At 56.8% G+C, this 18,691-nt stretch carries 18 protein-coding genes; 11 read left to right on the top strand and 7 right to left on the bottom strand.

Annotated features, from left to right (window positions below):
* Position 1 precedes the first annotated feature (1 nt).
* The 5 genes from ACR0JB_RS11070 to ACR0JB_RS11090 all read right to left on the bottom strand — a co-directional run bounded on the left by ACR0JB_RS11070 (position 2) and on the right by ACR0JB_RS11090 (position 5,010).
* Positions 2-793 carry a citryl-CoA lyase gene (locus ACR0JB_RS11070; RefSeq protein WP_170396916.1) on the bottom strand — a complete coding sequence of 264 codons (792 nt, stop codon included), beginning with the start codon at positions 791-793 and terminating at the stop codon, positions 2-4.
* Entirely contained in the window at positions 790-1,977 is a 1,188-nt protein-coding gene (locus tag ACR0JB_RS11075; RefSeq protein ID WP_170506449.1) for a CaiB/BaiF CoA transferase family protein, read from the bottom strand. Before ACR0JB_RS11075 ends, ACR0JB_RS11070 begins: the two co-directional genes overlap by 4 nt.
* Entirely contained in the window at positions 1,967-3,478 is a 1,512-nt protein-coding gene (locus tag ACR0JB_RS11080; RefSeq protein ID WP_170396920.1) for a tripartite tricarboxylate transporter permease, read from the bottom strand. The genes ACR0JB_RS11075 and ACR0JB_RS11080 overlap by 11 nt, the downstream gene beginning before the upstream one ends.
* Before the next feature lies 1 nt (position 3,479).
* The gene (locus ACR0JB_RS11085) at positions 3,480-3,962 is read right to left on the bottom strand and encodes a tripartite tricarboxylate transporter TctB family protein (protein WP_170396922.1); all 483 of its coding nucleotides are present in this window, start codon (positions 3,960-3,962) and stop codon (positions 3,480-3,482) included.
* A 67-nt stretch (positions 3,963-4,029) separates the two neighbouring features.
* Positions 4,030-5,010, bottom strand: a complete 981-nt coding sequence (locus ACR0JB_RS11090) for a Bug family tripartite tricarboxylate transporter substrate binding protein (RefSeq protein ID WP_170396923.1) — start codon at positions 5,008-5,010, stop codon at positions 4,030-4,032.
* Between the two features lie 108 nt (positions 5,011-5,118).
* Between ACR0JB_RS11090 and ACR0JB_RS11095 the strand changes: the two genes are divergently transcribed.
* The 11 genes from ACR0JB_RS11095 (at position 5,119) to ACR0JB_RS11145 (ending at position 16,794) form a co-directional block, all read left to right on the top strand.
* A complete protein-coding gene (locus tag ACR0JB_RS11095) occupies positions 5,119-5,787 on the top strand; it encodes a response regulator transcription factor (RefSeq protein ID WP_170396924.1) in 669 nt (222 codons plus the stop codon).
* Positions 5,777-7,144, top strand: coding sequence for a sensor histidine kinase (locus tag ACR0JB_RS11100; protein ID WP_170396925.1), 1,368 nt, complete (start codon positions 5,777-5,779; stop codon positions 7,142-7,144). The genes ACR0JB_RS11095 and ACR0JB_RS11100 overlap by 11 nt, the downstream gene beginning before the upstream one ends.
* A complete protein-coding gene (locus ACR0JB_RS11105; protein WP_170396926.1) occupies positions 7,123-8,127 on the top strand; it encodes an ABC transporter substrate-binding protein in 1,005 nt (334 codons plus the stop codon). The genes ACR0JB_RS11100 and ACR0JB_RS11105 overlap by 22 nt, the downstream gene beginning before the upstream one ends.
* A 142-nt stretch (positions 8,128-8,269) precedes the next feature.
* Positions 8,270-9,358 (top strand): MHYT domain-containing protein, encoded by a 1,089-nt coding sequence (locus ACR0JB_RS11110; RefSeq protein ID WP_170396927.1) that lies wholly within the window; start codon positions 8,270-8,272, stop codon positions 9,356-9,358.
* A 139-nt stretch (positions 9,359-9,497) separates the two neighbouring features.
* Complete coding sequence (locus ACR0JB_RS11115; RefSeq protein WP_170396928.1) at positions 9,498-10,331, top strand: FAD binding domain-containing protein; 834 nt, start codon at positions 9,498-9,500, stop codon at positions 10,329-10,331.
* Between the two features lie 14 nt (positions 10,332-10,345).
* Positions 10,346-10,840 (top strand): (2Fe-2S)-binding protein, encoded by a 495-nt coding sequence (locus tag ACR0JB_RS11120; RefSeq protein WP_170342546.1) that lies wholly within the window; start codon positions 10,346-10,348, stop codon positions 10,838-10,840.
* The gene (locus tag ACR0JB_RS11125) at positions 10,837-13,254 is read left to right on the top strand and encodes an aerobic carbon-monoxide dehydrogenase large subunit (protein WP_170396929.1); all 2,418 of its coding nucleotides are present in this window, start codon (positions 10,837-10,839) and stop codon (positions 13,252-13,254) included. Before ACR0JB_RS11120 ends, ACR0JB_RS11125 begins: the two co-directional genes overlap by 4 nt.
* 102 nt (positions 13,255-13,356) lie before the next feature.
* Positions 13,357-14,223: an AAA family ATPase gene (locus tag ACR0JB_RS11130; protein ID WP_170396931.1), complete on the top strand. Its 867-nt coding sequence runs from the start codon at positions 13,357-13,359 to the stop codon at positions 14,221-14,223.
* Positions 14,223-15,410 (top strand): vWA domain-containing protein, encoded by a 1,188-nt coding sequence (locus ACR0JB_RS11135; RefSeq protein WP_170396934.1) that lies wholly within the window; start codon positions 14,223-14,225, stop codon positions 15,408-15,410. The genes ACR0JB_RS11130 and ACR0JB_RS11135 overlap by 1 nt, the downstream gene beginning before the upstream one ends.
* A 12-nt stretch (positions 15,411-15,422) precedes the next feature.
* Positions 15,423-16,235 (top strand): XdhC family protein, encoded by an 813-nt coding sequence (locus ACR0JB_RS11140; RefSeq protein WP_170396936.1) that lies wholly within the window; start codon positions 15,423-15,425, stop codon positions 16,233-16,235.
* Between the two features lie 106 nt (positions 16,236-16,341).
* Positions 16,342-16,794 carry an SRPBCC family protein gene (locus tag ACR0JB_RS11145; protein ID WP_170396939.1) on the top strand — a complete coding sequence of 151 codons (453 nt, stop codon included), beginning with the start codon at positions 16,342-16,344 and terminating at the stop codon, positions 16,792-16,794.
* An 18-nt stretch (positions 16,795-16,812) separates the two neighbouring features.
* On the opposite strand, the gene ACR0JB_RS11150 is transcribed toward ACR0JB_RS11145, so the two are convergent.
* Together ACR0JB_RS11150 and ACR0JB_RS11155 are read right to left on the bottom strand one after the other, a co-directional pair.
* Complete coding sequence (locus tag ACR0JB_RS11150; protein ID WP_170396941.1) at positions 16,813-17,676, bottom strand: amidohydrolase family protein; 864 nt, start codon at positions 17,674-17,676, stop codon at positions 16,813-16,815.
* A complete protein-coding gene (locus ACR0JB_RS11155; protein ID WP_480789924.1) occupies positions 17,673-18,671 on the bottom strand; it encodes a nuclear transport factor 2 family protein in 999 nt (332 codons plus the stop codon). Before ACR0JB_RS11155 ends, ACR0JB_RS11150 begins: the two co-directional genes overlap by 4 nt.
* Between the last annotated feature and the right edge of the window lie 20 nt (positions 18,672-18,691).

Below are 18,691 nucleotides of genomic sequence, written 5' to 3' on the forward strand. Positions count from 1 at the left end.
TTTACTGGTCAACGCTGCCTAGCGTTTCGGCGTTCAAGTACGTCCAACGGTACTTAGGAGGCGTTGGGCCCTTGTTTCGCCCACCCTGCTGTGTTTGCTCCCACGCGTGCGCAAGAATGCCAACTGAACGGGACAGACAGAACAGGCCCCGAGCAAGAGGCGCAGCGAAGCCAAGCTCTGCATAAATCACTGCGGTGGCGCCGTCGATGTTCATGGGGACCGGTTTGCCTTTGCGGCGGGCCAGTTCTGACTCAATTTCTCGCGCGACGGCCTTGAAGCGCCCATCACAAGCCTCATTAGCAATTGCCTCGTCAACCAATGCCATCAGACGAGGCGCACGTGGATCCGTTGGAGTGTGAAACCGATGGCCAAACCCAGGCAGAATTTTCCCGTTCAAAGCGATCCATTCGTCCATCGCAACCTCGAGATTGGAACTGTGCGAGGCAGCGAAATGGTAGAGATTTACGGCCTGCTCTCCTGCACCGCCATGGATGTCACCCAGCATATTCACCGCACTGGCCATGGCGTTGTTCAAAGGCAAACCGCAGGTCACTGCCATTCGTGCTGTGGCAATAGACGGGGCCTGCGGTCCGTGATCCACAGCGGCGACCAATGCAGCTTCGAACAACTTCAGCTGTGCTGGTGACGGCTTGTCGCCACGCACCATGAACCAGATCATTTCGGCGAAGCTGAGATTGCCAATGAGGTCCTGAATAGGCTCTCCCCGCAGGTCAATGCGCCCCGGTTCCATGTCGATGATGGCGGTGCTCCACCAGTCCGCCACATCACTCATATGACACCCTCTTTCATCAACGTATCGATTTCGGTGGTGGACAGGCCAAGTTCTGACCAAACTAGAGAATTGTCCGCACCAAGTTCTGGCGGAGAGGCTTGAGGCATCTTGCGCTGACCATCCATCACGACGGGGCTGCCAGTCAGTTTCAATTCCTCGCCCTGGACGGATAGAGATCCAATCAATCCTCGTCCTGCAAGTTGGTCATCGCACAGGGCCTGTGGCACCGTCAGTACTTGCCCAGTCGGAACGCCCAATGCGTTCAACTCGTCAACCCATTCATTGGCTGACCGTTTGCGCAGCGTTGTTTCCAGCTCAATCCGAAGGGCATGGCGGTTTCGCTTGCGGTCTTCGCGGGATGTATAGTCGGAGCTTTCCAGCAAATCCTCTCGTCCGAGGTGTCGGGCAAGGGCCTGCCATTGTTCATCCCTGTTCGCGGCGATATTAATCGGGTTGTCTGCGGTGGCAAACGTACCAGATGGCGCGGACGTGGTGTTTTCATTGCCGTGCGCGCTGGGGGTGACGCCGCCGACCAGGAAATTCGACACCACCCAACCCATGGTTGATATGACTGCCTCGGACATGGCGACATCCAGAAACGCACCGCGAGGGTTCGCGTTCAATGCCCCGCTAACTGCGAATGCAGCTGTCAGACCTCCGACGGTATCGGCAAGCGGGTATCCTACACGGTACGGTGCCGTATCGGCGGCACCCGTTATTGACATCACACCGCTGATGCCCTGAACGATCTGATCATAGGCCGGGTCTTTTCGGCGGGGACCGTCCTGACCAAACCCGCTGATCGCGCAGTAGATCAGGTTTGTGTTCTCGGCGCGCAGAACCTCATAACCCAGCCCCAGTCGATCCATGACCCCAGGCCGGAAATTTTCAACCAGAACATCCGCTGTACGAACCAAGCGTTTCAGCAGCGCTTTGCCCTTCGTGGATTTCATGTCCAAGGTGACGGATTTTTTGTCGGCGTTTTGGGCAAGAAAGCTGATGCCCATGCCTGCCTTGTTCCTGTCGGGGTCAGCACCCAGCACGCGGGCCAGATCACCACCGTTGGGGCGTTCAACCTTGATCACATCGGCCCCCATCAGCGCAAGCTGATAGCAGCAATACGGGCCTGCCAGAACATTTGTCAGGTCAAGAACCCGAATACCTGAAAGGGGCTCAGTCGCCATCAGCGACCCCGGCTGCCCGCGCCCGCGAACGACGCGCACGATAGCTAGGGAGCAGCACCAGCAATGCCGCGATAACGAGCAAGCCCAGCGTCATGGGACGTTCCCAGATGAAAGCGATCCCGTCATAAAGCTGCATCGATCGGGCAAAGTTGTCTTCCATCATGCCGCCAAGGATGAACCCGATCAGCAACGGTGCCAGTGGATAGTCGGCAAATTTCAGTGCTGTGGCACAGATTCCAAACCCGACCAATATCAGCAATTCGGTGGCGTTGTTCTGCCCGATATAGGCCCCCATCAGCGTGAAAAACAAAATGAACGGGATCAGATAGTTGCGCGGTACAGACAGCACCTTGGCGATATATGGGATCAGCGGCAGGTTCAGGATCAGTAGTACCAGGTTGCCAATGAACATCGACATGATGACCGCCCAAAAGATCTGCGGCTCATCGATCATAAGGCGCGGGCCGGGTGTCACGTTCAGGGCTATCAAAGCGCCCAGCAGGATCGCCGTGGTGCCCGATCCCGGAATACCCAATGTCAGCAATGGAACAAAAGATCCGGTACAGGCCGCGTTGTTTGCCGTTTCGGGCGCAGCCAAACCCTTGATTGAGCCTTTTCCAAATTCTTCTTGCTCTTCTTTCGGCGCGATGTTGCGCTCGACCGCGTAGCCAAGGAAGCTGGCGATTGTCGCTCCTGCGCCGGGTAGGACACCGATAAAGAATCCTTGTACCGATTGCCGTCCGACCACAGGTGCGATGGCCTTAGCTTCGTCCTTGGTGATGCGCAGATCCTTGATTTCACCGTCATCACCCTTCAGGTCTTTTGGCTTGAGGACCAGAAACAGGGCTTCGGGCAAGGCAAACATCGCCATGGCAAGGGTGATGAAGCCGAAGCCGGATTGCAGATCCATAATCCCCATGGTGAAGCGCGGCAGATTGAACAGCGCGCCTTCGCCTACTGTCGCCATGATAAGCCCAAGCACCGTCATGATGACCGCCTTGGCAACTTGGCCACTGCCCGCAAACGCCGCAATGGCTGAAAGGCCCACGACCATCAGCGCGAAATACTCGGCCGAATGGAATAACAGCGCGACCGAGGACAGCGCAGGGGCAAATACCATCAGAAGGATAGCGCCCATCGTGCCGCCTGCGAAACTGGCGATCGCGGCGACTGTCAGGGCTTTTCCGGCCTTGCCCTGGCGCGCCATGGGATAGCCATCAAAGCTGGAGGCAACCGTACCGGCGACCCCCGGCGCATTCAGCAGGATGGATGAGGTCGAGCCGCCAAAGATCGCGCCGTAATATACCCCGGCCAGCAGGATCAAAGCAGCCGAAGGATCCCCCATCGAGATGGCGACCGGGATCATGATGGCAATGATCGACATCGGTCCGAGGCCGGGCAGCATTCCGATGAACGTGCCGATCAGACAGCCCGCGACGACCATCAGAAGGTTTTGGATAGAGAATGCCGTTTGCAGGCCGATCAGAAGTCCTTCAAGCATGTCAGCCTCCGAAAATGCCCGGCAGGGGGCGCATGTAGATGCCAAGGACTTCCTGAACCAAATACCAGACGGAACCCGTGGCAATGAACGCGACGGGCAACATGATGTGCCACTTGCGCTCACCCAGAATAATGGACCCGAGGATCAGGAAAGCCGAGGTTGAAATCAGAAAGCCCACAGGACGCAGGCACAGGGCGTAGATGACCATCAAGGCCAGAAGCATTAGCGCCTGATCCAGGTGGTACTCACCCAGCCGCCGGTAATCGATATCTGCCTCTTTCGGCTCAGATTTTTCAAATCCCAGCAAAATGATCGTCGTTGTTACAATACCCAGAATGGACAGCACTTTTGGGAAGGTGCTTGGCCAGATAGGGTTACGTTGCATAAAAGGGGGAAGGCTACCGTCCATCGTGAACCAGGCGGCGTAGCCATACGTTAAACATACACCCAGAAGAACGAGCGCGATCCAGCGATCCAGCGCCATGATACCCCCTCCTTTTTTGTTGTGGTTGGGGATGTCAGGGCGGCGAACCGCCCTGACATATCTACTATTAGAGGAAGCCCAGCTTTTTCATCAGATCGCCGATCTGCTGTTCCTGCTGTTCCAGGAATGACTGGAAGTCATCGCCCGAGTTGTGGATGTTCACCCAACCGTTGCGGGCACGAACTTCTTCCCATTCCGGTGTGTCGTACATCTTGGCGATGGCGTCCTGATAGACGGCCAGCTTGTCTTCGGGCAGGCCGGGAGCCGCAAAGAAACCACGCCAGTTCACAAAGGTTGTGTCGATGCCCTGTTCCTTCATGGTCATGGCATCAGGTGCGGCGTCCACGCGTTCTTCCGCCGTTACGCCGATGATCTTAACCTCGCCCGCATTTGCTAGGTCTACGGCTTCCGAGAAGCCCGTCGACAGCGCGGCGATTTCACCCGACAGCAGGGCCGCCATGGCTTTACCACCCGCATCATAGGGGATGTATTTTACGGCCAATGCGTCTTTGCCGGCCGCTTCCATCACCATGGCCGCAACCAGATGGTCCATACCGCCTGGCACCGATCCACCACCAATCGCCGTTCCCGCAGGATCGGCGTCAAATGCAGCCAGCAGGTCTTCCATCGAGTTGATGGGGCTGTCCTTGCCCACGACGATCGCGGCATAATCACCGATCGTACCCGAAACCAGCGTCAGGTCGCGGAAGTTATGCGGAAACACGCCGGTCAGCGAGCGGATCACGATAGGGGTAGAGTTAACCATCAGCGTGCCGTGGTTGCTGTCGGCGTTTTCGATCAGATAGCCAATGGCTTTGCCGCCGCCACCGCCAGACATGTTCTCGTAGGACGCAGTCCCGACAAGACCTGCATTTGTCAGTGCCTCGCCTGTGCCACGAGCGGTTCCGTCCCAGCCACCGCCGGCACCACCGGGGATCAGAAAGTGAATGCTGTCCACCACTTGGTCTTCAGCCAAAGCTGGTCCCGTCAGACCAATTGCAGCCACGGCTGCGATCAGGGCGCGTCGGCCCAGTTTCAATGTCGTCATGTTTTCCTCCCGTTTGACAACCGGCCGCATGGCGGCTCAGATTGTAGGAAACAAAAACACATCAACCTGACATCAACCTGTCACGCGCCAAAATACTGTTCGAGCCTGATGAAATTTCTGCTTGTGGAAGACAATCTAGACCTCGCGAATGCGATCAGCTCTCGTATGCGACTGGATGGTCATGTTATTGATCACGCAGCGAATTTAGAGGATGCAACCGCCTTTGTCGAAACCGACGAGTATGATCTGATACTATTGGACATCATGCTGCCGGACGGGGATGGTCGTGACTTTTTGAAACGGCATCGGGCAGGTCGTTTGGACACACCCGTGATTGTCTTGACTGCGCGAAGCCAGGTGTCTGATCGAATCGGGTCGCTTGATCTTGGCGCCGACGATTACGTGACCAAGCCCTTCGACCATGCCGAGCTTGAGGCCCGCTGCCGCGCGGTACTGCGCCGAAAATCAGGGAGTGCGAAATCGACAATCGAGATCGGTGGTGTGGTGTTTGATCCGGTGGCCGGTCATTTGACTGTTGGAGGAGAGGCCGTGTCATTGCGGAACCGGGAATTGCGCATGATGGAGCTGTTCATAAACGCGCCGGGTCATGTGTTTTCAAAACAGAAGCTGGCGGACCGTTTGTTTTCCTACGACGACAACGTGTCTGACAACGCGATCGAGGTTTATGTTGGCCGTTTGCGCAGGCATCTGGAAAAGTCTGACCTGAAAATTACAACACTGCGCGGGTTGGGATACAGGTTGGATCATGACGCCTAATCCGACCGTTTCCGGGTCTTTAAGAAATCGGCTTATGCTGACGCTGATCGGTGGTGCGGCGATCCTTGCAATCCTGTTGTTTTTTGCGGTCCGTAGCTATGCTGCAAAAGTGGCCCAGCAAGGTCAGGACAATTTGCTTGAGGCCTCGGTCACATCCATCCTTGATGCAGCGGCTCTTCGTGACGGGGTGCTGGAAGTCGACATTCCATATGCTGCGTTCTCGATGCTCAGCACGCCGTCCGATGATCGGGTGTTCTATGCCATTTATCAGGATGGAGAATTCCTGTCCGGTTATGAAGATCTGCACCTGACGGGCGGCCCGGCCCAGAATAACTGGGTGTTCAGATCCGGAGAGGTGCGTGGTGAGCGTGTTCGTCAGGTCAGCGCCAGCCGAACGCTGGTCGGGTTAGGACGGCAGACCAAGATTGAGGTTGCACTTGGCCAAACCCAGGACGCACTTGCGGAAACTTTGGAGCAGATTTCGCGCAATGCCGCCTATTTGGGTCTGGGTTTCTTTCTGCTGACAACGGCGCTGTCGTTCTGGGTAACCTCAACGACAATCGGACAACTTAACAGACTTACAACCTCGGTCACTCGCCGGGGCCCGCAGGATCTCAGCCCCTTCAAAAAGCCCGTACCACGGGAAATGGCGCCCTTAGTGTCGTCGCTTAATTCACTGATGGGCCGTTTGGATCAGTCGCTTAGCCAATCCGAAGATTTCATCGCCGAAGCTGCGCACCGAGTGCGCACACCGTTGGCGACGGTCAGATCCTATGCCGAGGCGACGCTGCACCGGGTTGAACGCAAAGATAACCGCGAAGCTTTGCGAGCGATGGTGCGTGCGATTGACGAAAGCTCGCGCGCGGCCGGTCAGTTGCTGGATCACGCTATGATCACGTTTCGCGCGGATCATCTGGAACGCGAGGATATCGATCTAGTTGGTTTGGTCCGAGAGCTGGTGCAGCGGCTTACCCCGATAGCCGAAATGAAAGAACTTTCGCTGTCATTGAGCGGTGATCCCTCAGTTCCCTATTCCGGCGATCCCATTCTACTTCAGAATGCAGTGCGTAACTTGGTCGACAATGCGCTGAAATATGCGCCCTCAGACAGCACGGTCCAGATCGAAGTCACAGCGGTGCCGAACGCCCGGATCACGGTCAGGGACTCAGGGCCCGGTTTTCCGCCAGACGAGATCGATATGCTGACTCGCCGATTTGAACGTGGTCAGAATGCGACCGGGACGATTGGGTCCGGTCTGGGGTTAACCATCGCTCAGGACGTGGCGACCGCACATGGCGGTACGCTTGTTCTGAAAAACCAAACAGAGGGCGGCGCATGCGTGACCTTATCTTTGTAACCCTGTTTCTTTTTCCCAGCCTAGGGTCGGCAGAGGATTGGGAAGATCGCCTGGTTTTCAACGATGGCGCGCAGGGCGCACATCTACGCGTTATCTCAAGCACGGACACGGTTTTGTTTGCACCGCTGATCGAAGACTTCGTTGCCCAAAACCCATCAATAAGTATCGAGTACCTAGTGTCCGGCACAGCTGATATCGACAAGCGCGTGCGTGCCACACCTGACGCTTTTGATGTCATAGTTTCCAGCGCAATGGACTTGCAGCTAAAGCTTGCAAATGACGGGTTTGCGTTGCCATTGGACGATATGCAGGTGCCGCCTTGGGCCCAGTGGCATCACAGCCTTTTTGCTTTCACGTCCGAGCCTGCGACCATCGTCATCAACCGCACCGCATTTGAAGGGCAGCCTATCCCGCAAACACGCCAAGGTCTGATCGAAGCGCTGCGCGAACGGCCCGAGGTGTTTCGCGGAAAGATCGGAACCTATGATGTCCGCCAGTCCGGTCTGGGCTACCTGTTTGCGACACAGGATGCACGCGCCTCGGAAACCTACTGGCGTCTGATGGAAGTTATGGGTGGGTTGGATGTCAGGCTTTACTGCTGTTCCGGTGAGATGATCACGGATCTCGCTGATGGAACAATTTTGGTCGCCTATAATGTGTTGGGCAGCTACGCAGCCGTCCGAACCGAGGGAAAAGACGCTTTGGAAGTTATTCTTCCCTCTGATTTTCAGACAACAATGATGCGCACTGTCATGGTTTCGGAAGCAACCCGAAAAGCCGAGGCAGCAGAACGATTTGTCCGCTATTTGATCACCGAAGAACCTGCGTCGCCGGACAGCAAGCCGTTTCTTCCATTGCTGACTTCAGGCAATGCTTCAAATGAACAAGAAACCATTGGGTTAAACCCGGCCTTGCTTACGTTTTTGGACGTTCTGAAAAGGAAAAAGTTTATTTCTGCCTGGGAAAACGCCGTCATTCAGTGATCTGAACCGCGCAGGTTACTTGTGAAACCGCGGACGATATCGGAAAACGCGGAGCTAAAAAATATCATCCCGGTCCGTAATTGTCCCAATCAAATCCGTTTGCTAACGTCATCCTCGCGTCGGGGAGGGCGTGCAAACCCAAATGCTGGACTATTCGCATAACGCCTGGCTTGTGGCAGCCTCGTTGGCCGTTGCGCTGATGGCTGGCTTCACCGGCCTTTATCTGACGCATGGCGCGTCCAAACTGAATCCGCAGCGTCGCAAGTTTATTGTTGTGCTGGCGGCGATCACATTGGGCGGCGGCATATGGTCGATGCATTTCGTCGCCATGCTGGGCCTGCAATTGCCGATCCTGTTCTACTATGACGCGCTGATCACCTTGATGTCTGCGCTGGTGGCAATTCTTATGGTCGGGCTGGCGCTGCTGCTGTTGCATTTCCGCCCGCGGACGATGCAGACCGTTATTGGTGCGGGCATCATTGTCGGCCTTGGAATTGTTGTAATGCATTATGTCGGTATGGCCGGTATGGAGCTTTGCCGCCCTGTTTACAACGCACTGGACGTGGCAATTGCAACGCTGGCCTCGGTAATCCTGTCGGTTCTGGCGATTTGGGTGGCCTATGACAACCGAACCCAACGCAACATCCTGCTGGGAACTGTGTGCTTTGGTATGGCAGTGTTCACCATGCATTTTGTCGCCACTGGCTTGACCGATTTCGTCGCCAGCGAAAACGCGGGCGGGGCAGGGCCGGTGCTGAACAATCAGGTCCTGGCCATGGGGGTCACGGTTGCCGTTTTCCTGATCTGCGGTGCGTTTCTTCTGACTGGGATCACCTTTATCGAGCCAGAGCCCGCCGTCATGGCGCCCGAACCCTCCGTCACCGAAACCACTGCGCTGCGGGCTGGTGTTCCGTTTGAGCGTGAAGGTCAGACATTTTTCGCAGAACCTGCCCGGATAGCAGCCATCCGGGCTGAAGGGCACTATACCGTTCTTTACATGGGATCAGAGAAACTCTTTTGCCCCTGGTCGATTACCCAAGCCGAAACGCGCCTGAAACCGGATGGTTTCTTGCGCGCACATCGAAGTTACCTGGTGAACCCAAAGCACGTTTCGAGCTTTGAACGGCACAAGGATAATGGCACCTGCTATTTTGAAGGCGTCGATGCGCTTAGTAAGATTCCAGTCAGCCGATCCCGTCTGAACGACGTCCGTAATGCGCTGGGCCTTTGATCGCAGTTCATGAAGCCTATTCGCAACTCGTGAAACAAGCTGCGCGCCCCGTTTCCGCTGACTGGCACGGCTGATTCAACCGTTCTTTCTTTACCGCAGGTCCCCCAAGGCAAATCGCTCGGACCCAGGGAGGAAAAAAATGATACCAGCCGGTTTTGAGTATCACCGGCCAGGCGATATCGCCTCGGCCATCGGCATTTTGCAAGAATATGGAGACGAAGCGCGAGTGCTTGCGGGCGGGCACAGTCTGATTCCGATGATGAAGCTTCGCATGGCCGAGATGGGCCATCTTGTCGATCTTCAGGCCATTGACGAGTTGAAAGGCATCGAGATCGGTGCCGAAACAGTTTCGCTAGGTGCCATGGTCACGCAGCACGAATTGATTACACATGACGGGCTAGCCTCGGCTATTCCTTTAATCCGCGAAGCGGCGTTGCAGATCGCGGACCCTCAGGTGCGCTATGTCGGTACTGTTGGTGGCAACGTGGCCAACGGCGATCCGGGCAATGACATGCCGGGGCTGATGCAGTGTTTAAACGCAACATTCGATTTGTCCGGCCCGGACGGCAAACGCAGCGTCGCCGCGCGCGACTTTTACGAAGCTGCCTATTTCACCGCCCGTGACGACGAGGAAATTCTGACGCGGATTTCGATCCCGGTGCCGGGAACGGGTGTCGGCCAGGCTTATGAAAAGCAAAAGCGTAAAATCGGTGACTATGCCACGGCGGCGGCGGCAGTGATAGTCGGAAACGGTCAAGCCTCGGTGGCGATGACCAATCTGGCTGACACACCAATTTGGTCCGAAGCCGCCAGTAACGCACTCGCTGTGGGCGATATCGAGGGTTGCGTGACAGCGATGCTCGACGCGATCGATCCAGTGGCCGACAACCGCGGTCCCGTCGAATTCAAGAAACACGTGGCCGCCGTGATGCTGCGCCGTGCCATCGACCGCGCGCAAAGCCGCGCAGGTTGAGGGGAGGAAAAACAATGTCAAAGATGCATGTCAAACTCACCGTGAACGGCAAACAGGTCGAAGGTCTGGCAGAGCCGCGCACGTTACTCATCCACTTCCTACGGGAAGATCTGAAAATTACCGGTCCCCATATCGGTTGCGAAACCAGTCATTGTGGCGCATGTACCGTGGATATTGACGGTAAATCCGTCAAATCCTGCACAACATTCGTGGCGCAGGTGAACGGTGCCGATATCACTACCGTCGAAGGGCTGACCAATGACGATGGCAGCCTTGGTGTGCTGCAGGAGATGTTCCGCGAACATCACGGGCTTCAATGCGGCTTTTGCACGCCGGGCATGATCACACGTGCACACCGCTTGTTGCAGGAGAACCCAAACCCAAGCGAGGAAGAAATCCGTTTCGGTATGGCGGGGAACCTTTGCCGTTGCACCGGGTATCAAAACATCGTCAAGGCCATCTCGGCATCCGCCGACATGCTGAACGCTCAGAAGGAGGCTGCGGAATGAACGACCAGACTCTGACCCCCGAAGAACGCGCCGCCAACCTCAAAGGGATGGGCTGTGCCCGCAAACGTGTCGAAGACGTGCGCTTTACCCAAGGCAAGGGCAATTATGTCGATGACATCAAGCTGGACGGGATGCTGTTCGGTGCTTTTGTCCGTTCGCCTTATGCCCATGCGCGTGTCGTCAGTGTGAACAAAGAAGCAGCACTTGCAATCCCCGGTGTAGTCGCTGTGTTGACCGCCGAAGACCTCGCCCCTCTGGGATTGCACTGGATGCCAACACTGGCTGGCGACAAACAGATGGTACTGGCCGATGGCAAGGTCTTGTTCCAGGGACAAGAGGTCGCCTATGTCGTCGCGGAAGATCGCTACATTGCAGCAGATGCGGCGGAATTGGTGGAAGTTGATTATGAAGAACTGCCAGTTCTGACTGATCCCTTTGAGGCTTTGAAATCTGACGTTGTTCTGCGCGAAGATCTTGAAGGTCAGACCGAAGGCGCGCACGGTCCGCGCAAACATCACAATCATATCTTCACTTGGGAACAGGGCGATAAGGATGCGACCGAGGCGGTTCTAGGTGAAGCCGATGTCGTGGCCGAAGAGATGGTTTATTATCATCGCACCCATCCCTGCCCGTTAGAGACATGCGGCTGTGTGGCCAGCATGGACAAGGTGACGGGTAAGCTGACGCTATATGGGACCTTTCAGGCCCCTCACGCAATCCGTACCGTTGTGTCGCTGATCTCAGGTCTGGCTGAGCATAACATCCGAGTCATCAGCCCCGATATTGGTGGCGGCTTTGGCAATAAGGTTGGGGCTTATGCAGGCTATGTCTGTTCGGTCGTGGCGTCCATTGTCACCGGCAAACCGGTGAAATGGGTCGAAAACCGGATGGAAAACCTGATGTCTACAGCCTTTGCCCGCGACTACTGGATGCAAGGCAAGATCGCTGCGACCAAGGACGGCAAGATCACTGGTCTGTGGTGTCACACAACAGCGGATCACGGTGGGTTCGATGCCTGCGCCGATCCGACGAAGTTCCCGGCCGGGTTCATGAACATCTGCACCGGGTCTTACGACATACCGACCGCCTATCTGGCTGTCGACGGCGTTTATACCAACAAGGCACCGGGCGGCGTGGCCTATCGCTGCTCGTTCAGAGTGACAGAAGCGGCATACTTCATCGAGAGAATGATCGAGGTTCTGGCGATTAAGCTGAACATGGACGCGGCCGAGTTGCGCCGGATTAACTTCATTAAGGCGGATCAATTCCCGTACCAGTCTGCGCTGGGCTGGGAATACGACTCGGGCGATTATCACACCGCCTGGGACAAAGCATTGAAGGCCGTCGACTATGAGGGTTTGCGCGCCGAACAGGCCCAAAGGATCGAGGATTTCAAGGCTGGAAAGACCCGCAAGCTACTGGGGATCGGCCTGACGCATTTTACCGAAATCGTCGGCGCAGGACCTGTAAAGAACTGCGACATTCTCGGATTGGGCATGTTCGACAGCTGCGAGATACGCATCCACCCGACCGGTTCTGCCATCGCGCGGCTGGGAACGATCAGTCAGGGTCAGGGCCACGCAACGACCTTTGCCCAGATCATCGCCAGCGAAATCGGCCTGCCTGCTGATGACATCACTTTGGAGGAAGGCGACACCGACACAGCGCCATACGGACTTGGCACGTATGGATCTCGGTCAACACCTGTGGCCGGTGCCGCCACGGCAATGGCGGCCCGAAAAATCCGCGCCAAAGCACAGATGATTGCGGCCTATCTCCTCGAGGTCCACGACAACGATGTCGAATGGGATGTGGATCGTTTTGCGGTCAAGGGCGCGCCGGAGCGGTTCAAGACGATGAAGGAAATCGCCTTTGCTGCATATAACCAAGCGATTCCGGGATTAGAGCCGGGTCTTGAGGCAGTCAGTTACTATGATCCGCCGAATATGACTTATCCGTTTGGGGCCTATATCTGTGTCATGGAGATTGATGTGGATACTGGTGAATGGGAAGTTCGACAGTTCTATGCGCTGGATGATTGCGGCACGCGGATCAACCCGATGATTATCGAGGGGCAAGTCCACGGTGGCGTGACCGAGGCACTGGCCATCGCGATGGGCCAGGAAATTGCTTATGATGAGATGGGCAACGTGAAAACTGGCACTCTGATGGACTTCTTCTTGCCGACCGCATGGGAGACGCCCAACTACACTACGGATCACACAGTCACCCCGTCACCGCACCACCCGATTGGCGCCAAGGGTGTAGGTGAAAGCCCGAATGTAGGCGGCGTGCCTGCGTTTTCGAACGCCGTGCATGACGCTTTCCGCCCATTTGGCCTTGTTCAGAGCCACATGCCGCATGATCACTGGCGGATCTGGAAGATCGCAAATGGGCTGGGGATGCACGGGTAAACGGTTTCGAACCGGCTTTGCCGGCCCGAACGAACGGAGGGGGGCAGCCCCCTCCGAACCTCCCCCGAGGTTTACCTGCCAGATGAAGATTGGATACCGGCTTTGTCTTTAAGTGAAGTGCAGTCAGGGTTAGCCGCGCAAGGCTATGTTGCCGATGATAGATTGGCGATGGCACTGCATCTGGCGCAGCAATTGGGTCGGCCATTGCTGCTGGAAGGGCCTGCGGGTGTCGGCAAGACCGAAGTGGCTAAGGCGATGGCGGCGTGGCGTGATACACGGCTGATCCGACTGCAATGCTATGAGGGGCTAGATGCAAGTCACGCTATCTACGAATGGAACTATCAGCGTCAGTTGCTGGCTATTCGTGCCAGCGAATCGCAAGGCGGCACCAGTGAATCGCAACTTTTCACGGATGACTATTTACTGAAACGGCCTTTGTTAGAGGCTATTTCAGAAGAAATCCCCCCGGTTTTGCTAATTGACGAGATTGATCGGGCGGATGAGGAATTTGAGGCGTATCTGCTGGAAATCCTCTCAGACTTTCAGATCACCATACCCGAACTCGGTACTATCGAGGCGCGGGTTAGACCTATCGTAATCCTGACCGCCAACGGGACGCGGGACTTATCAGATGCGTTGCGCCGGAGGTGTCTGTACAGTTTTCTCGACTACCCGTCGCAAGAAACGGAAATGGCGATCTTGCGGGCACGGATGCCCGAGGTCGAAGCGTCTCTGGCCCGACAGATCATCGGCGTCGTGCAGGCATTGCGGAGGGAAGACCTGGAAAAAACGCCGGGCATTGCCGAGATGTTGGATTGGGCGGCCGCCTTGTCCGGGCTGGGCGTCAATGATCTGTCGAAATCACGTGAGGAAGTGCAGGCAACACTGGTATGCCTGCTCAAAACAGCAGCAGACTACGACGCCGCTCCACCCGAGGTGATGGATCGTTTGATCGGAAAGGTGGCGTGATGGCGGTAACGCGTTTTCCCACTCGCGCCGCAGGCGTTGCAGATCGCATGTCGGGCTTTATTGCGCATCTTCGGATGAACGGCCTGCAGGTTGGGCCTTCGGAAACTGCAGATGCTCTGGCAGCTCTGACGGCAGTTGAGGCAACGGACAGCGTGCAAGTTCGGCAGGCGCTCTGTGTCTTACTGGCAGGCGACGCTGACCAATGGCGGCGGTTTGATGAATTGTTCGACGCCTTTTGGTTCAACGCGGGTAAACAGAGGTCGGGCACGGCGCATATTGCACATGTCCGGGTGCAAACCGCGAAACCGATGATTTGGCAGGGTGAACAGCAAGAGGCGCAAGACTCAGATACTGGTAAGGATCAGGCAACCGTGCCTGATCCGGGCGACGGGGAGGCCGTGGGGAGAGACGGGAAGCTGATTGCGACCCGTACGGCCAACCTGTCGCGCCGTGATTTGCGCGAGGTTATGGACGATGAGACTCTAAAACAGGCGGAAAAGGCTGCAAAAACCCTTGCAAACGCCATTCGTGACCGCCGTTCGCGCCGCCGTAAACAAGCCTTACGAGGCCCGGCGCTGGACATGCGGCGAACGCAACGCGCCAGTCTTGCGCGCGGGGGTGAGCCGATAGACCTTTACCGTCGCACTCGTCCACCGCGCCCAATGCGGATCGTGGCCCTGTGCGATGTGAGTGGCTCGATGACCATATATTCTCGTGTTTTTCTTTCGTTTCTCAAAGGCTTGATTGGTGGCGATGCACAAGCGGATGCCTATCTTTTCCACACCCGTCTGATGCGGGTTACGGATGCGTTGCGTGATCACGACACGTTGCGTGCAGCGGGGCGACTGTCGCTGATGGCAGAGGGGTTCGGTGGCGGCACCGATATCTCGGGCAGTCTGGAGCGGTTTCTGACTGGATATGGCGGGCGTGCGCTGAATGGTAGAACAATTGTGCTGATCCTGTCAGATGGCTATTGCAGTTCCGACCCGCAGGCGCTGAGCGATGTACTGGCGCGTATCCGGCGCAAAGCACGGCGGATCGTCTGGTTGAACCCTCTGAAAGGCTGGCGTGACTATCAGCCTATTGCCGCCGCTATGCAGGCAGCCACACCCTATCTGGATGCCCACTTGCCTGCCAATACACTCGACGCATTGGCTGCGTTGGAGCCGCAGTTTCGTAAGTTATGAATGGAGTCTAAGTTGGCTAATTTCGACATATTCGACACCATTGAGCAGCTACGCCAGACCGGTGACGCGTTTTGTGTGGCAACAGTTCTACGCACGGCGGACGCTACTTCGGCCAAGGCTGGGGGAAAGGCAGCGATCACCAAGGACGGGCGCATCTTGGGGCATCTCGGCGGGGCCTGCGTGCAGCGCGCTGTGCGGGCTTCGGCGCAACAGGCGTTGGCCAACGGGTCACCGCAGATGATTCGTGTCAAACCCTCGGACAAGGTAGTGAACATGGTCGATCCTGACGGTATGCAGACATACACGAGCGGTTGCCCATCGGGTGGCACGGTCGATCTTTTGGTTGAGCCGTATAAGCACGCCCCGCGGCTGGTGATTTTTGGCGAGTCGCTGATTGCAACGGCCCTGGCCGCCCATGGTGCATTGTCCGGGTTCCGTGTTTGCATAAGTGAAAGCGCTGAGATCGATGGTGAGTTTCAGCGATTCACAGCAGATACAATTGAGCAATTGGGGATAGAGGTGCAGGATTTTGTAGTCGTCGCCTCTCAGGGTCGCGGCGATGCCGATGCGCTCAAGGCTGCGTTGCAGACCGATGCAGCCCGAGTTTCCATGGTGGCCAGCCGCCGAAAGGCCGAAACGCTGACGGCGAAACTCGTTTCTCAGGGAGTGGACCCGGCCCGCGCCGCGCGGCTCAAATCTCCAGCGGGGTTGGATATTCACGCGATCGACCCGCACGAGATTGCCGTGTCGATCCTGGCTGAGATCGTGTTGTGGCGAAACACCAATAAAACAAGGGATACGTCTGATGATGAAAAACGTGCTTAACTGGCTGCGGGCCTTGTGGCCTGCGCGTCCCAAACAAACCTCGAAAGAGGCGACAGAGACCGCGCTTTTGGTATTTCCAAGATGCTGTTGAACAAAGGAAACATGAATGGAACTTAGTGATGAAATCCGTATCACGGCGCCACGCGATGTTGTGCATCGGGCTTTGAACAACCCTGAAATCCTGCGCGAATGTATTCCGGGTTGCGAAGAACTGACCCAGACATCACCCGACGAACTTGAGGCGAAAGTGGTCCTGAAGATTGGCCCGGTAAAGGCGAAGTTCGCAGGCGAAGTTACATTGGACAATTCCAACGCGCCAGGTGGGTTTTCCCTAACCGGCGAAGGCAAGGGCGGGGCGGCGGGATTCGCCAAAGGCGGGGCTGAGGTAACTCTAACCGAGGATGGGGATGAAACCGTGTTGGCCTATACAGCCAAGGTCGATATTGGCGGCAAGATCGCTCAGCTTGGTAGCCGCCTGATTGCGGGCACGGCCAAAAAGCTGTCGGGTAAGTTCTTCACCCGCTTTGGTGAGATCGTGTCGGAACAGTCGGTATCCTGAGCAGAGGCACCGCGTGGATCATATGCGATAGAACTGGCGCGCGCTGTCTCCGAAGACAAGATCGTGGTCTTGTTCGGGAACCAGCGCGCCGTGCCTTTCAACCAAAAGCGCGTAGGTAGAGGACAGGCTGTCGACCGGGAAATTCGACCCGAACATGCACCGATCGGGCCCGAATTGGGTCAGGCATGTGTCCACGATGGGTCGCACGCTGTCGGCGCTCCATTTGTGATCGAACATGCCAAGACCGGACAGTTTGCATGTCACCTGCGGCAGCGCCGAGAGGTGATGCAGCGCTTGCGCCCACCGTTGCAACCCTTGTTCCGACCGGTCATGGGGTGACCCTGCATGGCACAGCGCCACCCGCGTCGCAGGGGCCTGCGCCAGAACGGCGGCGGTCTGCTCCATCAATTCTGGCAGCAATTGCAGGTCAAATGACAGTCCGCGGTCGCCCAGTTGTTTCAACCCGTCCAGAAACCTTGGATTGTCCAGCAGGTCGTTTGTGCCGGACAGTTGATCCTCGCCCGGGGCGCGGCCGATGATCTGACGCACCCCACGCACAGAGGGCAGGGATTGCAAACGATCCAGTTGCGCGGTTACGTCCTGTGCAGTCAGATCACAAAAGGCAACTTGGACCAGTGGCCAATCGGGATTTTGATCGGCAACAGACTGGACCCATTGCGCCTCGGCCCAGGGATCGGCCGCACCTACCTGGATATGGACCGAGGCGGAAAATCCTTGAGCGTCAGCTCGGAACTCGGGCAGCAGATAGTTCCGCTGAATGGGGCTGGGGTCACCGAAGAATCGCACCGCGCCCTTTTCCATCAACCACGGATAATGCACCGCGGTCAGGTCCCACAGATGGTGATGCGCATCAATCCTCATGGTGTTTCAATCCCGGTTGTGCGGGCCAATATATCGACGCCTTGTTGTTTCCAGAAATGCAATAGATCGATGAAGATCCAGTTCTCGGCCAGCTTGTCACCCGCACGGCGATAGATGTCGATCACCCGAAACTCAGCCGCCTTTCCAGTGGCGGGCATCCCCATGAAACCGCCCGTGGGCACGGCGGTGAAATTGGGCCAGCCGAAAAAGCCGCCATAGTGCCCCTCGGCCATGCGGCAGATATGTTGGGTCTTTGAGCGTTCGGTGAAGGCCGCGCGAAACGGGCCGGAATGCTGTTGCGCGTAACGCGCGATTGTGTAGGTGGCACCGATCCCTTCGGGCCCCCACCAGATCATGTCCTCGTGCCAGGTTTGCGCCAGCTCATCCGTCAGGGACAAGCCGCTGTCCCACTGCCCAAGGTCCGCGATCATGGCGTTGATGACCTCCAGCGTCTTGTGACCTTCGTCGGCGGGCTGATCTTCGGTCAGAATGCCGTCATGTGTCATAGGTCCGGGCTGCACCAGATGCGCTGCGGTCTGTGGCGGAAAGGGGTTCTGACCGGCCTGAACCATCAGGTGCGGAATGTCGAAATACATTGCCGTTTCGGAAATCTTGCCATCTGCAACATTGTGAAATTCGCAATACCGCAAAAGGGCCATCTTGCCAGTGGGGCGGATGCCCAGCCATGGCGCGTCGAACAGACCCATGAGGTGCCCCATCGACACCACCCAGACGCCCCCTTCGGTCAAAGAATTTCGGCCCGCGAAAAAGATATCCTGTCGGCGTTGTAGATGGGTCAGACTGTGTTTCAGCGGCTGCCAGATCCTGCGCGCCACCGCGTCAGGGCCTGCGATTTCGTCGAACGGGTGAAATCCGCGCCACACCAGATTCGGTGCGCAATATTGCTTTGTGACGGTGGCCAACTCATCCCCATAAGCGCGGCTAAGCGCGTCATGGAAGGACAGGATCAGCTTTTTTTCAGTTTGAAAACTCACGGTGCTTTCCGTTCTTTATC

The sequence above is a fragment of the Ruegeria sp. BI7 genome (genome assembly GCF_056537925.1).

What these genes read in the sequence shown, in the direction of transcription:
- ACR0JB_RS11070 (WP_170396916.1), bottom strand. Translation starts at nt 793, where the DNA reads ATGAGTGATGTGGCGGACTGGTGGAGCACCGCCATCATCGACATGGAA.
- ACR0JB_RS11075 (WP_170506449.1), bottom strand. Translation starts at nt 1,977, where the DNA reads ATGGCGACTGAGCCCCTTTCAGGTATTCGGGTTCTTGACCTGACAAAT.
- ACR0JB_RS11080 (WP_170396920.1), bottom strand. Translation starts at nt 3,478, where the DNA reads ATGCTTGAAGGACTTCTGATCGGCCTGCAAACGGCATTCTCTATCCAA.
- ACR0JB_RS11085 (WP_170396922.1), bottom strand. Translation starts at nt 3,962, where the DNA reads ATGGCGCTGGATCGCTGGATCGCGCTCGTTCTTCTGGGTGTATGTTTA.
- ACR0JB_RS11090 (WP_170396923.1), bottom strand. Translation starts at nt 5,010, where the DNA reads ATGACGACATTGAAACTGGGCCGACGCGCCCTGATCGCAGCCGTGGCT.
- ACR0JB_RS11095 (WP_170396924.1), top strand. Translation starts at nt 5,119, where the DNA reads ATGAAATTTCTGCTTGTGGAAGACAATCTAGACCTCGCGAATGCGATC.
- ACR0JB_RS11100 (WP_170396925.1), top strand. Translation starts at nt 5,777, where the DNA reads ATGACGCCTAATCCGACCGTTTCCGGGTCTTTAAGAAATCGGCTTATG.
- ACR0JB_RS11105 (WP_170396926.1), top strand. Translation starts at nt 7,123, where the DNA reads ATGCGTGACCTTATCTTTGTAACCCTGTTTCTTTTTCCCAGCCTAGGG.
- ACR0JB_RS11110 (WP_170396927.1), top strand. Translation starts at nt 8,270, where the DNA reads ATGCTGGACTATTCGCATAACGCCTGGCTTGTGGCAGCCTCGTTGGCC.
- ACR0JB_RS11115 (WP_170396928.1), top strand. Translation starts at nt 9,498, where the DNA reads ATGATACCAGCCGGTTTTGAGTATCACCGGCCAGGCGATATCGCCTCG.
- ACR0JB_RS11120 (WP_170342546.1), top strand. Translation starts at nt 10,346, where the DNA reads ATGTCAAAGATGCATGTCAAACTCACCGTGAACGGCAAACAGGTCGAA.
- ACR0JB_RS11125 (WP_170396929.1), top strand. Translation starts at nt 10,837, where the DNA reads ATGAACGACCAGACTCTGACCCCCGAAGAACGCGCCGCCAACCTCAAA.
- ACR0JB_RS11135 (WP_170396934.1), top strand. Translation starts at nt 14,223, where the DNA reads ATGGCGGTAACGCGTTTTCCCACTCGCGCCGCAGGCGTTGCAGATCGC.
- ACR0JB_RS11145 (WP_170396939.1), top strand. Translation starts at nt 16,342, where the DNA reads ATGGAACTTAGTGATGAAATCCGTATCACGGCGCCACGCGATGTTGTG.
- ACR0JB_RS11150 (WP_170396941.1), bottom strand. Translation starts at nt 17,676, where the DNA reads ATGAGGATTGATGCGCATCACCATCTGTGGGACCTGACCGCGGTGCAT.